Here is a 15,016-nt window from a genome sequence, read left to right as displayed (position 1 = left end):
ATCAGACTGCCCTTCTCACTCTCGGATCGATAAAAGCATAGGACAAGTCCACCAGCACATTGACAAGGACATACACGATAGCGGTAAAAAAAACGACGCCTTGTACGACAGGAAGATCTTTGGAAAGGATGGCGCCCGCCAGCAGCCGGCCGATTCCCTGTCTGGAAAACACCGTTTCGATCACGACGGCTCCGGCCATGAGTTCGCCGATCTGGATACCGATCATGGTAAGAGCGGGAATGAGGGCGCTGCGCAGCGCATGCCGGTACATGACGACTTTTTCGCTGAGTCCTTTGGAACGCAGGGTGGTAATAAAAGGTTCGTTCATCACCTCTAGCATGGAGCTTCGTACCATTCGTACGATAAAACCCGATCCCACGAGCCCGAGCGCGGCAGCCGGCAGAACGAGGGACTTCCATCCTTCCGAGCCTACGGCCGGAAACCAGTTCAGACTGGACGGAGAACACGAGGATGAGAAGAATGCCCGACCAGAAAGTCGGCATCGAAATTCCGAACAGCGACACGATCCGCGCGGCCAAATCGATGAAGCCGTTGCGGTGCACGGCCGAAAGCACGCCGAGCCAGATTCCCGTCACGACCGCCAGGAAAGTCCCCGCTGCGGTTAGCATCGCCGTTGCGGGAAACTGTTCCAAAATTTTGGGGAGGACGGGATCGTCGTTAACGAGGGATTTCCCGAAATCTCCCCGCAGCAAATTTTCGGCGTAGACGAGAAATTGCCGGATCACGGGCTGATCCAAGCCAAGCTGGTGCCGCAAATTCGCCGCCGTCTCCGGAGAGGCGGACGTTCCGGCCAGCATCATCAGCACCGGATCTCCCGGAAGCAAGTACAGGATAAAGAATACGAGAACCGAGGCGCCTCCTATGACAAGCAGCGAAGAGACCAGCCTTCTTGCGATTGCGTAAATCAACCGGCTCCCCTCCCGTTACGATTTTTTCAGGCTTACGTCATAGAACAACGGATAACCCAATGAATCGAATTTAAGTCCGCTCACGTTTTTACCTGCCGCGACGGTGTACGGAAATACATAGACGGGAAACCCGTACGCATTTTCAATGAGATACGACTGAACCTGCTTATAAATCTCCGCCCGCTTCTTCGGGTCCTGCTCTCTAAGCCCCTCTTCCAGCCAGGCGTCTACCTTGGGATCGGATTTATGGGTGTGATTGTGTCCCCATTTCCCGTCTTTCGGAATGGCATTCGTGTGAAAAAAGCTACGCAAAATGTCCGGGTCGCCCGAAACGTTGCTGACGCCGACCAGATCATTCGTCCCCTTGACCATCAGAGCTGTCGTTGTGTCGGCCAAAATTTCGACTTCGACGGCGATACCGGCTTTTTTCAACTGCTGCTGGATCATTGCCGCAATGTCGTTGCGCTTCTCCCTGTTCGGCGAGGCGTCGATATAATGAATCGTCAGCTTTTTGCCGTTTTTCTCACGGATTCCGTCTGCCCCTCTCGTCCAGCCCAACCCGTCAAGCAGACGTCCCGCTTCGTCCGGATCGGGTTTCAAAGCTCCTTCCAGAGAGGCGTTATAGCCGAGCACGGAGGGAGTCAGCGGAGACCAGGCTCTCGTGTACGCGCCGAGATACAGCGTTTTGACGATGGCGTCGAAGTCAATCGACAGTTGGACGGCCTTGCGGGCGTCCAGCTCGTTCCATGGCGCATGATCCTGATTCAGCATCAGCGTGTAGGGGATGCCCGAGGACTCCGCCTGAAACAGTTGAACGTTCGGGTCCTTTTTCAACGAGACGAAATTCTGGGGAGGAACCGTCTCACCCGCCGAAACCTGCCCGCTTTGCACACTGCCGATACGGGTCGCCTCTTCGGGAATAATTTTGAATACGAGCTTGTCTATGTAAGGCGCGCCTTGATTGTCCGCCGGCTCCGGCGGCCATTTGTAGTCGGGATTGCGCTGCAGCGTGACGGCTGAATTTTCGGTCCAGCTTACGAATTTGAAGGGTCCGGTGCCGACGGGGTTTTTCGTCAACTGGTCCTTGTATTTTTCGGCGGCCGCCGGCGACACGATTCCGAGAAAAGCCTGGCTCAGCGAACTCAGGAACGCGCTGTAAGGCGATTTCAGCCGAACTTTTACGGTGTGTTCGTCGACCGCTTCGGACGATTCGTACGGGCCCAGCAGAGTAACCGCGAACCGGGATTTCGTAGCCGGATTCACGATCCTGTCGAAATTCGTTTTCACCGCAGCCGCATTAAAAGGAGTTCCATCATGAAACTTAACGTCCTTGCGCAGCTTGAACGTGTACGTTTTGCCGTCCGGTGAAACCGTCCATTCCTCGGCGAGCCACGGTTTGATGGTCCCATCCGGCAGCTGAACGACAAGACTGTCGTAAATGGAGCGCATCACCCGGTAATCCAGCGCGGCGGGCACCACATTGGGGTCGAGTCCCGACGGCGATCCGGCGAGCGCGTACGTAAATGTGCCGCCTTGAACGGCCGACGGCGTACCGGCTGCTCCATTTTCAGATGCCGGAGGATTTGCGCTGCCGGTATTTCCCGCGTTTCCTCCGCAGCCGGACACGATCACGAGAATAAGTGCAGTTAAAACAGTCTTGTGAAAACTACGTCTGGATGAAATCATAGGTCCTCTCCATTTCATTGGTTTTATGTCCTGCTCAGATCCCTTTTCGGATATGGGCTTACCCGGTCCCACAAAAAAAGGAGACACAGCTTTCCTCCGGGAAAGACCGTATCTCCAGCAGCCTGGTCGATATCTGATTAAACCGATAATATTAGTATGTTATGATTATAGCCACACCTTTTATTTCTGTCAATCCTTGGGAATCAGGTCGTAAAATAAAAAAAGGACACCTCCTCCCGGAAGCGTCCCGTTCTTATCGTCTGTTACCCGGCTGTCTGTTCGGCTTCTTCCGCCGGCTTAAATCGTTCTTTGCCGAAGAACACATGGAACAGAATACAAATCACCGTATACACGACGGCCGTAATGCTGAAAGCATAGGCGTAACCGTAGTAAGAACCGTAAGTCGCCACAAGCCCCATGCTGACCGGAGAGGCCAGAAACCAGCCCAGATTGAACATCGCTTCCCCGGAGCTGGACGCAAGTCCCCTCATCGAGCGGTGGACATACTTCATTTTGATCGTACTGTAAAAAGGATTTGCCGCATTCATCAGCGCCTGTCTGAACAAGTATCCTACGCTCGCCAGCGTAAAATTGGACGAGTACGCCGTGATCAGCAGAAAAGGAATCGAACTCAGCTGGAGCAGGACGACCGCTCTCGCTTCGCCGATTTTGCGCGCGATGGCAGGGCCGAGCAGGAAAGCAAGCGCAGTGGCCCCTTGACCCAGTGACACGATAAAACCGATCATCGTTTTGGAAGCATCGAACCTGTCCTCGAAATACACGTTCAAATAAGGCACGATCATGCCGCCCGCCGTCGAAGACAGAAGGCTCAAAAACGCGAAAAGCGCGATAATTTGCAGCGAAGACTTGTGCCTGACTGCCGTTTGCCGCCAGCCGGGTTTGGGACCGGCTCTTCTATCCTCCCTTTCTTCCTTTTCTCCGGAAGCTTCCGATGTATACATGAGTACGGGAATGAGTCCGAGTGCCATCGTCCCGACGCCGATCAGCAAAGTCGTTCTCAAGCTGAGCACTTCCGAGATGCCGAAGGCAAACTGGAACATGTCCGTCAAAACGCCGCCCAGCATATTTCCCGCCACGCTTGCGAACATACTCAGCGCCATGTTGAAGCTAAACAAGTGAACCCGCTGCCTGGGCGTTGAATTGTTCGCCATAAAAGGGATGATCGTAGCCGATACGACCGCCTGCGACATTCCGCCCAGAAACGAAGTAACGAGCAGGGCGTTTTTAAACTCGAAAAGAGAGCGGGCGGTAAGCGCCAGCAGCACAAAAAAGAGACCGGCGGATACGATCCGCTTGGGCCCGAATCTGTCATTCATTATTCCCGCCGGGATTAATATGATTGCGGATGCTATGGCCGTCATTCCGACCAACTGTCCAACCATCGTCTGATCGTAGCCGAGAGCGCGGACGTACAAATTGTACACGAGCCCGAACATGCCCAGACCCGTATTCCACACGAAAATAAACACGAAAAAAAGACGAATGTTCCGGCTGTATTCGAGCAGTTGGGTTTTCCATTCGTTGAGAAAGTTCGTCATACCCTAAGCATAACTCATTTCGCAGGTAAGCGGTATCTTTTTTCATTCGGCGGTGAATAAAAAGTTTCTTCCAAAAGGCGATTCCGCCCGGTTCCTTTCTCCGTCTTTGGATGCTACAATTTCTTGTAAATGCCGGACGCAATTCGTCCATGAAGCAAGGAGATTGTGAACCCTATGATCCAGTATCGCAGCGGACAGGTAACTGTTTTTCAAAGCGCGGTCTATAAAACAACTTCGACCGTGATCGTAACGGATGATCTCGTCCTGATCGCCGATCCAAACTGGCTGCCTCGGGAAATCGAAGAAATCCGGCAGCATGTCGAAGCCGTACGGGGCGGCCGGCCGGTTTATGTCCTGTTTACCCACGGCGATTTCGACCATATCATCGGGTATCGGGCGTTCCCGGGGGCTGTCACGATCGGGAGCAAAGGGCTGCTGAACCATCCGGAGAAAGAAAAAAAGCTGGCGCTCATCACTTCGTTCGATGCCGGCCACTATATCGACAGAGATTATCCCGTCGAGTTTCCGCATATCGATATCGCCGCGGCCGGTAACGGCCAGGTGTTTCAGCTCGGTGAAACCTCCCTCACTTTCTACCTCGCTCCCGGTCATACTCCGGACGGGTTGATGACGGTAGTCGAGCCGCCGGGCGTACTGATCGCCGGGGATTATTTGTCGGATTTTGAGCTTCCTTTCATTTATGACAGCGCCAAAGCATATGAAGGGACATTGGACACGGTCCGGCACATTTACCGCACCCATGTCTTGAAGCTGCTTGTTCCCGGACACGGGCAGGCGACCGGAGACGTCCGCGAAATGGAGCGCCGGCTGGAGCTCGCGGACCATTATCTGCAAAGCCTGATCGCGGCCGTTCAGGCTGACGACGGCGACGCTCTGCTCGCGCTCCGGGACGCGCACGCTTACCGCTCCGCTTTTACGGACGGCTGCCATGACGAGAACGTCCGTATCATCCGGAGCGAGTACGCCGGCCGATAGCGCGGTCGGCTGGCGCGGTCGGCTGGCGCGGTCGGCTGGCGCGGTCGGCTGGCGCGGTCGGCTGGCGCGGTCGGCTGGCGCGGTCGGCTGGCGCGGTCGGCTGGCGCGGTCGGCTGGCGCGGTCGGCTGGCGCGGTCGGCTGGCGCGGTCGGCTGGCGCGGTCGGCTGGCGCGGTCGGCTGGCGCGGTCGGCTGGCGCGGTCGGCTGGCGCGGTCGGCTGGCGCGGTCGGCTGGCGCGGTCGGCTGGCGCGGTCGGCAAAAAGACCTTTCATGCCGCTAGGCGGCCGAAAGGTCTTTTTGTATCCACGCCGAAGCCTACGGCTCAGGACTGGATCTTCTCTTCACGGCCGGTTTTGGCAAAGCCCCGGCCGCGCGAAACGATCCAGATCTGCCCGAGCAGCGCCGCCGCAATCAGCGCTCCCGCCGCGATCGGCAGCTGCCCGGGTGCCAGCCCCGCAAGCAGGACCGCTCCGCCGAGCGCGGAGCCTACCGCGCTGCCGAGATAATTCGCGGAGCTGTTCAGCGCAACGGCGGCGGGCCCGTGTTCGGGCTGAAGGACAAGCAGCACATGCTGCTGCGGAGCCTGGGAAGCCCAGCCGGTCGCCCCCCACACGACAAATGCCGCGAAAGCCGCGAGCGTGTAGTGAATCCCGGCAGGAAGAACGAAGACAGCCAGCGCCATCAGCGCCAGAATGACGGTCATCAGCAGACCGGGACGTCCCGTACGGTCAATGAGCGTTCCGATGGAAAAGCTGCCGATGACCCCGCCGATCCCCCACGCCCATAAGTACGGGGTGATCGTCTGGATGTCGCCCAGATCCTGAAGAACGGACGCCACGTACGTGTACAGTCCGAGACTCGCAACGCTCGTAATAAACGTGATGCCTACGGTAGCGGCAACCCGCCCATTCGTCATCATGGCAAGACGCTGACGCAGGGACGGCGGAGCCGCCGCCGGAAAGTTCGGAAACCACGCGGTAATGCCGATTATCGCAATGACGCCGAGTGCCGTTACGGCCCAAAGTGTTCCCCGCCAGCCTATCTGCTCGGCAATGAGCAGCCCTACGGGAACCCCGATGACCGTCCCCATGCTCATCCCGCCCAGCGTCATGCCGAGCGCCCTCCCCCGTTTCTCGCTGGAAACGAGGGCAGCCGCAGCTGCCGCAGCCAGGGGCGAGTACAGCCCCGCTCCGATTCCGGCAAGCGCACGGGAGAGCAGCAGAAGCGTGTAGGTCGGCGCGACAGCGGTAACCGCATTGGCCAGCGTGAACACGACGAGCGCCAGCAGAAGGATACGCCGGACCGGTTTGCCGGCGAGTATGGTGGCGAATATCGGCGCCGCCAGTGCGTAACAGAGCGTAAACACGCTCACGGCCTGGCCGGACTGCGATGCGCTGATGGCAAAATCCGAGCCGATTGCGGGAAGCAGACCCGCCACCACATAGGCGTCAAAGCCCAACGCGAACATGCCGATGGTAAGCAGTAAAACTTTTTGCATGGAAATCTCCCTCGCTTATCTTGTTCGATGGTAGCCCGGAAGCTCAGCCGAGGCGTTCCCAGTTCGTTTCATCATTAAAAAACTCCCGTTCGGAGCCGACCACATACTGCACTGGGCCGATTGTCCTCGCATCCCCGTCGATCGTATTGAGCAGCTTCTGGAGCTTAAGTGAGCTCGGCAAATCCGCGAACGGCTGGGAAGGTTCCGTACCCGAAGCGGCAAACGCCGAAGCGTCGGCAACGAGCCGGATTAACTTGCGTATCGTGTTCAGCTCCGGCCGGCTTTCGTCGATTTCGGTCTTAAGATCCACGATGACACGTTCTCCGGTATTCGTTTTTTCCCAGATCCGCAAATAATCGATATCCCAGACCGGCGTATCGAAGATCATCGTCGCGAAAATCAGCTTGTTCGCCGGCGAGGCGAAGACTAGGTCCACTTCCCGCTTGCGCAAAATGTTGACGAAGCTGCTGTAGCCTGTCACGACGGCTCCCGCCAGGCTGGCTGTGATCGCCGCACTGTCCAGCACGGCCGTTCCGGAAATGGAGAAATCCGAGCGGATGCCCTGCAGATCTTTCAGCTCCAGCTCCCGCGTTTTCGCCGCTCACCCACTGCACGAGATCGAGCGGATGGATAATTTCACTGATCACCCCGCTTGTAGGCCGGTGGTCGTTGATCCGGTCTTTTCCCCAGTAAAAATTGGCGCGTACGAGACGCAGGCTATGCTCCTGCACATACTGCTTCAGCGTGAGCGAAGCATCCGAGTACCTCTCCACCAGATCCAGAGCGAAACCGGAAATATTTTTCAAGCTGCTTTCCACCGTTTCCAGATCGTCCTGAGGGTGTACCAGCGGTTTCTCGCAAATGACGAACCCGCGGTAATCCTTCAGCTGTCTGATTACGTCGATATGATATTCATCGTTTACGCTTACGACTACAATGGAAGGCTCGAACTCCTTAAGCGCCTCCTCTATGTTGGAAAAATACCGGTAGCCGTTCGTTTTCGGACTGCGGTTCACATAAGCGATCTCCACGGGCTCATTGCCCGTCACCGCCGGATCCAGATTGGAAAAGGCTTGCGAGAAGCGGGTTCCCGCATAGCCCAGTCCGATAATTAATACGTTCATGAATGTCCTCCCGGGAATCATCAAAATTCTTTAATCAGAAGATCTTCCCCCGATTCCGAAAACCCCAGATTCTCATACAGCCGCTTGGCGGCGGGAGTCGTCTGGAGCGTCACTTTTCCCACTTCGTTCGCACGGAACCAGGACAACACATAATTCATAATTCCTTCGCCCAGCCCCTGACGCCGCTTATCCGGATGAACGACCACGGTCTGAATCCAGCCGACTTTGCCGTTCAGGCAACCTTTCATCGGGGCCCGGTCGTCGATAATTCCGATCGCGCAGGCACAGATTCCTTCTTCGTCGTCCAGACTTGCCGCAGCCACTAGGATACGGTCGTTTCCCTTCAGATTGGCTCCGAGCCAATCCCGGTACTCCTTCTGCCAGGCGAGGTCTTCTTCGGCGGAACGGGAAACATAATGTCCCTCGCCCCGGCTGAGCAAAATTTTCCGAAGCTCCACAAGCTCTCCTATATCTTCAAACGAAGCCCTTCTTATCCGCAGAGTCAGACTAGTGTTCATGCTGAATCACTCCCGTTCCATCTGTTGGCAGGCTGACGGAACCGACCTTTCGACCGGAAGATCGGTCAGGCTTTCAAAGCCAGCGTTTTGATATTGAAATACTCGAATACTTCGGTTAACGCGTTAACCAGTTCATAGATATGCTCTTCCGTATGATTCGGAGTCACATTCACCCGGAAACGCTCCGTACCGACCGGCACCGTCGGCGAGTTGATCGGCTGCAGATAAACATGATGCTTCTCCAGAAGTCTGCGCGCCGCCAGTTTGCATTTCTTCGCCTCGCCGATCAATACGGGAAGAATATGCGTCTCGCTGGATTCCATCACCGGAATGCCGGCATCGGCCAATGCTTCGCGCAGCAGGGCCGTCTTGGCATGGAGAGCGTCCCGTTCGGCATCCGAGCGTTTCAAATGCTCCACGCTGGCGTAGCAGGCCGCTACTACGGCCGGGGGCAGGGACGTTGTGAAAATAAAGCCCGAGGCAAAGGAACGCACACTGTCGATCAGCGGAGCCGAACCCGTTATGTAGCCGCCGATAATCCCGATGCCCTTCGCCATCGTTCCCTGGATGAAATCGATCGAATCCGCTACGCCGAGCTGAGCCGCGATTCCCGCGCCTCTAGGTCCGTACATCCCGATGGCATGTACCTCGTCCAGGAACGTGAGTGCCTTATATTTTTTTGCCAATTGGACAATTTCACGGATCGGCGCGATATCCCCGTCCATCGAATACACCGATTCGAACACGATGATTTTGGCCCGGTCGCTCGGCTGGGCGGCCAGCAACTCTTCCAGATGCTGTACGTCGTTATGCCGGAAGACGGCTTTTTCCGCTTTCGAACTGACGATTCCGTTAATGATGGAAGCGTGATTCAAAGCGTCCGAGAAGATGATACTGTCGGGGAAAATGCGGGCCAGGCACTGGAGAGTGGCATCGTTGGAGCCGTAGCCCGTCGGAAACACGAGAGCCGCTTCTTTGCCGTGCCATTCCGCAAGAGAAGCTTCCAGCTGCGCGTAATAGTGGTGGGAACCACCGATATTTCTGGAACCGCCGGAGCCGGCTCCGTACAATTCAATCGCTTTGTGCATGGCTTCAATAACGACGGGATGCTGAGACATACCGAGATAATCATTGCTGCACCATACGACCACCGGGTGATCTCCCTGGTTATCGACCAGAGCCATAGGATATTTCGTCCGCAGCCGGTTAATGGTGACAAACTCGCGGTATTGGCCGTTTTCCTTCAATTGGTTCAATTTGCTTTCAGCAATTTCCGTGTACATCTTTCATCCCTCCAGTTACTTGTTTTTGTATGATTTTATAGTATGTGGATCTCCTATCCAATTAATAGTATAGGTTAACTCGGATATAACAATCAAGAGGTTTTTTGTAAATTTGTACAATTCTGTCAATTATTTTTCGCCACTTCTCAGCATGGGAAAAAGAAAAAACACCGCCGGACGGTGTTTAATTGTTTGAGCCGTTTAGTTCGCGAACCCTGTTTGGACAGAGTTCATGCCTTTTTGTGAGGCGAATTCCTGCAGGAGAAAATCGTACAGGTTTTTTCCCGCACGTTTTAACGGCAAATCTGCCGGTCTGTAAATCAGGCCGCACGTCATGCTGATCCCGCCCTCTCTCACGGGAACCGCGTGCGTGCCCTCCGGTATGGGGTCCAGCACCATGCGGGGAACGAGCGCTGCGCCGAGGCCCTCGGCGACATAATATTTGAGTGCGGACATGCTGCCGATCTCCATCGTATCCGGCGGAAAGCTCCCCTTTTCCCTCAGCGCCGTTTCAAGTTTCCTGCGGTAAGGACACGTTCTTGCGGTAACAAGCAGACGCGTTTCCCGTAGTCGGGACAATGTCACCGATTCTTCCCGTGACAGAGCATGACCGGCGGGTACGAGCAGCAGAAACTCCTCCGTAAAAAGAGGCTCGAAATCAAGCCCGGCCGCCGAATCCGGGAAGGAGCCCAAACCGAAATCCAGTTCGCCGGCCAGGATCTTGTGTGCCAGAACAGGCGTACCGGCAATCTCGACGGAGACGCTGATGCCCGGATAGAGTTCCGCAAACCGCCGTACCAGCCTTGGGAACTGGCGACTGGCGGTCGGTTCCGTAACGCCGACTCTCACGTGTCCCGACTCGCCTGACGCGAGATCGGCCAGCGTTTTTTGCAGCTGCTCCATCTTCTGCAGGATCGGGATGCTTTGCTCGTAAAAGAGCCGGCCCGCCTCGGTCAGCGCGATCTTTTTGCCCCGCTCGAACAGCAGCACGCCCAAATCGCTTTCCAGTTTCTGAATCTGCATCGTAATAGTCGAAGGCGAGTAAGCCAATTCTTCGGCCGCACGGGCAAAGTTTCCATACTCCACGATTTTCTCGAAGGACTTTAACATTTTGAAATCCATTCGGTGTTCCTCCCTTTCCTGGATTCTATTATTTTGAACGCTTCCTTCAAAACATTCAAATATATTAAATGTCTTTCCTCCTTTAAACTGAAGGACAGAAAGCATGATTTCCAATCCCTTGAAGGAGTGAACCTACATGAACATGCAAAACAAAGTCGCTTGGGTAACGGGAGGAGGCACCGGCATCGGGCGGGCAACCAGTCTTGAACTTGCCAGACGCGGAGCTATCGTAGCCATCAGCTACTCGCAATCCCGGAAAGATGCGGAATCCGCCGTGCGGATGATTAACGGCGAAGGCGGACGGGCAGCCGCTTTCCGGGCGGACGTAACCAGGGAAAACGAAGTTGCCGGGCTTGCGGGGCTGATCTGCGAACGTTTCGGGACGATCGACCTGCTCGTCAACAATGCCAGCGTTACCCGGCATATTCCCATGAACGATCTGGATTCGGCCACGGAAGACGTATGGGACGAGTTGTACGCGGTCAATGTCAAAGGCATGTTTGCCTGCGCCAAAGCCGCCGCTTCCCGGATGAAAAAAAACAAAAACGGCGCCATCGTCAATGTCGGCTCCATAGCCGGACTTACGGGTCTCGGCTCCTCCATCCCTTACGCGGTATCGAAAGCGGCCGTCCACGGGCTGACCAAATCTCTGGCCCAGGCGCTCGCGCCGGAGATCCGGGTGAACTGCGTAGCTCCGGGGGCGGTAGCCACACGCTGGTGGAAAGGCCGAGAGGAAACGATGAACGCGCTCATCGGCAGGCTTCCGCTTCAGCGGATCGCTACCCCCGAGGATATCGCCGGAATCATTTGCTCCCTGCTGGAGCAGGAGGCGGTTACGGGGCAGATTTTGACGGCCGATGCCGGGCAGACTCTGTAGTTTTTTACGAAAAGTGTGGGAGACTCTTTCATAAGCAGTGTGCTCGGGGCTTTTATAGAAATAATTGCGCCTCCGGAGCAATCGGCTGAGGAGCGGTCCGCTGCGGGTGACGGAGCCGGTATGGATTGTTCGGAAGGCGGCCGCACACCATAAGAAAAAGCCGCTTATATGATATGATCCCCTTTAAGTAGACACAGTGTAAAAAGCACACTAAAGTCTAACTTGGAGGGGATTTTTTTATGGGACAAATACGAAAGACCTACGATATAGATTTTAAACGCCGGGCCGTCATCATGTTCCTGGAAGAGGGACTTGGCTATAAAACAATAGCCAAGAAACTTGGTATTAACGACAGAATGGTGAGAAGATGGGTCGCTCACTACGAGCAAGAAGGAATGGAAGGGCTCAAAGAAAAAGAGGAACCGCGGTCGGTTCCAGAAAAGGAAGGCCTAAAAAGGCAATGTCCCAAGAGGAAGAATTGGTGCGGCTAAGAGCAGAAAATGCGCTGCTAAAAAAGCTATGGGAACTGCAAAGGGGGCAAAAGAAAAGCGGCGTCAAACCTACCAAGCTATCGAAGCGCTAGCTGTCGATTATCCGGTCGTCCTGCTATGTGAGCTGGCAGGCGTTGTCCGGAGTAGGTACTACAAGTGGAGAACCGCAAAACGGAAGCCTTCACCCAAACGTACAGAAGAGCACACAATGAAGGAAAAAATCTTGGAGTGTCACACACGGCTCAAAGGAATCTACGGGTATCGCCGGATTCGGGTATGGCTGAAAAAAACCTACGGACTAAACGTCAATCACAAACGTGTGTACCGGCTGATGAATGAGTTAGGGATTCGTTCACGGATCAGACGCAGAAAACCGTATTTTGGTCGTCGGGAGGCCACGGTCGTATCCGCCAATGTACTGAACCGGGCGTTCGGGGCGACAGCGCCGAATACGAAATGGGCTACGGATGTGACCTACCTGCCGATCGGCTCTCGTTTTCTATACTTGTCGGTCATTTATGACTTGTACAACAACGAAGTCGTTTCCTTCCGAATTGGGCGCCACAACAACCTAAAGCTTGTGCTGGAAACGGTAGAAGCAGCCGTACACAAACGCCGCGTAACGAATCTGCTGCTTCACAGCGACCAGGGCTTTCAATATACCCATAAGCAGTACCATGCCCTGTTGAAGCGCAAGAAGATGAAAGCAAGCATGTCGCGTAAAGGAAACTGCTGGGATAACGCCTGTATCGAGAGCTTTTTTGGGCACTTCAAGTCGGAATGTCTTCGGCTCCACACTTTTTCGAACGAAGGCCAGCTGGTAAAAGCTGTAGAACAGTACATCCATTTTTACAACCACGAACGTTTTCAAGGAAAACTAAACAACCTTAGTCCGATAGAATACCGAACTAAGGTTGCTTAAGGACGCTTTTTTAAGGCTGTCTACTTGACGGGGGTAACTTCAATAAGCGGCTCCATTCTTGTTCGTGCGTCAGGTACCGGCGGCTGGTTTCCGGTCAGACTTCCGCCGCATCTCCTGACCGATTGCACGAACGCAATCGGCCTTACGTTCCTGGGCGGTCTGATAAACGCCTGATCGGAATCCCCTCCATCCGGGACTATTAACCTGGCTGCTGCCGGACTCCAACCGGCTTCCGGCCGTTCAAATGTGCCGAAAGACGTTCACTTCCGCCCTGAGCTACACTCCGAACTGAGCCTTGTGCAGCCCGCTGTAAATGCCTCCGGCGGCGACAAGCTCCCCATGCGAGCCTTCCTCCGCCACTCCCCGCTCCGTCACGACGATAATGCGGTCGGCGTTCTTGATCGTGGCAAGCCGGTGTGCGATAACCAGTGTCGTCCGCCCTTTCGACAGCTCGGTGAGCGACTGCTGAATCGCCAGCTCCGTGGCCGTATCCAGCGCCGAGGTCGCTTCGTCGAGAATGAGAATCGGCGGATTTTTCAGGAAAATTCTCGCGATTGCGAGACGCTGCTTCTGACCTCCGGACAATTTGACGCCTCTTTCGCCGATCATCGTTTCCATCCCGTCCGGCTGCTTCCGGATAAATTCCTCCAGCTGGGCCTGGCGGGCCGCTTCCCAAATTTCTTCCTCGCTTGCCTTCAGCTTGCCGTAGGCGATGTTTTGCCGGATGGTGCCTTCAAACAAGTATACGTCCTGCTGGACGATTCCGATCTGGCTGCGCAGGGACTCCAGCGTCATATCCCGGACATCGATTCCGTCAATCCGGATAGCGCCGCTTTTGCAGTCATAGAAACGGGGAAGCAGACTGCAGATCGTCGTTTTTCCCGCGCCGGACGGCCCTACGAAGGCAATCGTTTCTCCGGCGCGAATGTTCAAGTCCAGCTCTTCCAGAATGTTCTTCTGATCGTCGTATCCGAACGTAACCGAATCGAAAACGATGTCGCCTCTGAGCTTATCCACGCTCACCGCGTCCTTGCGGTCGGCCACATCGGGCTCGGTGTCGATGATCGAGATGTATCTTTTAAACCCGGCAATGCCTTTCGGATAGCTTTCCAGCACGGCATTGATTTTCTCGATCGGACGGAAGAATACGTTGGACAGTAGCAAAAACGCGACAAACTGGCCGTACGACAATTCGCCCCCGATGACGAAGTAAGTTCCGCAAAGCATGACAAAAAGCGATACAAAGCGCATCATCATATAGCTGATCGACATGCTTTTCGCCATCAGCTTGTAGGCCATCAGCTTGGTCTGGCGGTACTGCTGGTTGGTTCCCTTGAACAAATTCTTCTCGTATTCTTCGTTTGCGAACGCCTGGACAACACGGATTCCGCTGACATTGTTTTCCACCCGGCTGTTAAATTCAGCTACATTGCCGAACAGCCTTTCATACGTGCGTGTCATCTTTTTGGTAAAATAGATGGCAAACCAGGCAAGCAGCGGAATGACGATAAACGTCAACAGCGCCAGTTTAGTATGAATCGAAAGCATCAGCAGAAAAGCTCCGACCAATGTCATAATCGCAATGAAAACATCCTCCGGACCATGGTGGGCAATCTCCCCGATTTCGTTCAAATCGTTCGTTATGCGGGTCATAAGATGACCGGTTTTGTTGTTGTCGAAAAACCGGAACGAAAGCTTCTGGATATGATCGAACAGCTTCTTCCTCATATCCGTTTCGATATTTACCCCAAGCATATGGCCCCAATAAGTAACGACGTAATTCAGGAACATATTCAATACATAAATCGTAAGAAGGGCTATGCACGCCCAGGTTATGAGTGACCAGTCCCGGCTTGGAAGAAGCTTGTCCAGAAACAGGTTCACCGCAAGCGGAAAGCCGAGCTCAAGCAAGCCCGCGATGACGGCACAGCCGAAATCCAGAATGAACAATCCTTTGTACGGACGGTAGTACGCGAAAAAACGTTTAAGCAACCCTATCCCTCTTTCTTTT

13 protein-coding genes and 1 pseudogene are annotated in these 15,016 nt (G+C 54.9%); 4 read left to right on the top strand and 10 right to left on the bottom strand.

Going from position 1 to position 15,016, the window contains the following annotated elements:
- Nucleotide 1 precedes the first annotated feature (1 nt).
- From ABC395_RS11845 to ABC395_RS11835, 3 genes and pseudogenes are all read right to left on the bottom strand, one after another.
- Nucleotides 2-929 (bottom strand): annotated as a pseudogene (locus ABC395_RS11845) (ABC transporter permease).
- A gap of 15 nt (nt 930-944) precedes the next feature.
- Nucleotides 945-2,615, bottom strand: a complete 1,671-nt coding sequence (locus ABC395_RS11840) for an ABC transporter substrate-binding protein (protein ID WP_413003241.1) — start codon at nt 2,613-2,615, stop codon at nt 945-947.
- Between the two features lie 263 nt (nt 2,616-2,878).
- Nucleotides 2,879-4,174 carry an MFS transporter gene (locus ABC395_RS11835; protein WP_413003239.1) on the bottom strand — a complete coding sequence of 432 codons (1,296 nt, stop codon included), beginning with the start codon at nt 4,172-4,174 and terminating at the stop codon, nt 2,879-2,881.
- Between the two features lie 174 nt (nt 4,175-4,348).
- On the opposite strand from ABC395_RS11835, the gene ABC395_RS11830 reads away from it, so the two are divergent.
- Entirely contained in the window at nt 4,349-5,170 is an 822-nt protein-coding gene (locus ABC395_RS11830; RefSeq protein WP_413003237.1) for an MBL fold metallo-hydrolase, read from the top strand.
- Between the two features lie 322 nt (nt 5,171-5,492).
- Here the strand turns inward: ABC395_RS11830 and ABC395_RS11825 are convergent, their stop codons facing one another.
- The 6 genes from ABC395_RS11825 to ABC395_RS11800 all read right to left on the bottom strand — a co-directional run bounded on the left by ABC395_RS11825 (nt 5,493) and on the right by ABC395_RS11800 (nt 10,715).
- Nucleotides 5,493-6,668, bottom strand: a complete 1,176-nt coding sequence (locus tag ABC395_RS11825) for an MFS transporter (protein WP_103996179.1) — start codon at nt 6,666-6,668, stop codon at nt 5,493-5,495.
- A 43-nt stretch (nt 6,669-6,711) separates the two neighbouring features.
- On the bottom strand, nt 6,712-6,978 hold the full coding sequence (locus ABC395_RS11820) for a hypothetical protein (protein ID WP_413006812.1): 267 nt from the start codon (nt 6,976-6,978) through the stop codon (nt 6,712-6,714).
- Nucleotides 6,968-7,792 (bottom strand): Gfo/Idh/MocA family protein, encoded by an 825-nt coding sequence (locus ABC395_RS11815; protein ID WP_413003235.1) that lies wholly within the window; start codon nt 7,790-7,792, stop codon nt 6,968-6,970. The genes ABC395_RS11820 and ABC395_RS11815 overlap by 11 nt, the downstream gene beginning before the upstream one ends.
- A gap of 20 nt (nt 7,793-7,812) precedes the next feature.
- Nucleotides 7,813-8,310, bottom strand: coding sequence for a GNAT family N-acetyltransferase (locus tag ABC395_RS11810; RefSeq protein WP_413003234.1), 498 nt, complete (start codon nt 8,308-8,310; stop codon nt 7,813-7,815).
- Nucleotides 8,311-8,375: 65 nt separating this feature from the next.
- Nucleotides 8,376-9,593: a 5-aminolevulinate synthase gene (hemA, locus tag ABC395_RS11805; RefSeq protein ID WP_413003232.1), complete on the bottom strand. Its 1,218-nt coding sequence runs from the start codon at nt 9,591-9,593 to the stop codon at nt 8,376-8,378.
- A gap of 201 nt (nt 9,594-9,794) precedes the next feature.
- Nucleotides 9,795-10,715: a LysR family transcriptional regulator gene (locus ABC395_RS11800; protein WP_413003231.1), complete on the bottom strand. Its 921-nt coding sequence runs from the start codon at nt 10,713-10,715 to the stop codon at nt 9,795-9,797.
- A 136-nt stretch (nt 10,716-10,851) separates the two neighbouring features.
- On the opposite strand from ABC395_RS11800, the gene ABC395_RS11795 reads away from it, so the two are divergent.
- The 3 genes from ABC395_RS11795 to ABC395_RS11785 all read left to right on the top strand — a co-directional run bounded on the left by ABC395_RS11795 (nt 10,852) and on the right by ABC395_RS11785 (nt 13,005).
- Entirely contained in the window at nt 10,852-11,592 is a 741-nt protein-coding gene (locus tag ABC395_RS11795) for an SDR family NAD(P)-dependent oxidoreductase (RefSeq protein ID WP_413003229.1), read from the top strand.
- A gap of 239 nt (nt 11,593-11,831) precedes the next feature.
- On the top strand, nt 11,832-12,083 hold the full coding sequence (locus tag ABC395_RS11790; RefSeq protein WP_413003227.1) for a helix-turn-helix domain-containing protein: 252 nt from the start codon (nt 11,832-11,834) through the stop codon (nt 12,081-12,083).
- Between the two features lie 28 nt (nt 12,084-12,111).
- A complete protein-coding gene (locus ABC395_RS11785; protein WP_413003226.1) occupies nt 12,112-13,005 on the top strand; it encodes an IS3 family transposase in 894 nt (297 codons plus the stop codon).
- A 276-nt stretch (nt 13,006-13,281) separates the two neighbouring features.
- Here ABC395_RS11785 and ABC395_RS11780 read toward each other — a convergent pair whose 3' ends face one another.
- Nucleotides 13,282-14,997 carry an ABC transporter ATP-binding protein gene (locus ABC395_RS11780; RefSeq protein ID WP_413003224.1) on the bottom strand — a complete coding sequence of 572 codons (1,716 nt, stop codon included), beginning with the start codon at nt 14,995-14,997 and terminating at the stop codon, nt 13,282-13,284.
- Nucleotides 14,998-15,016 lie beyond the last annotated feature (19 nt).

Source organism: Paenibacillus canaveralius, from assembly GCF_047238265.1.
Classification (GTDB): domain Bacteria; phylum Bacillota; class Bacilli; order Paenibacillales; family NBRC-103111; genus Paenibacillus_F.
The sequence above is the reverse complement of the archived record's forward strand: the minus strand, read 5'-3'. Positions and strand labels throughout refer to the sequence as shown.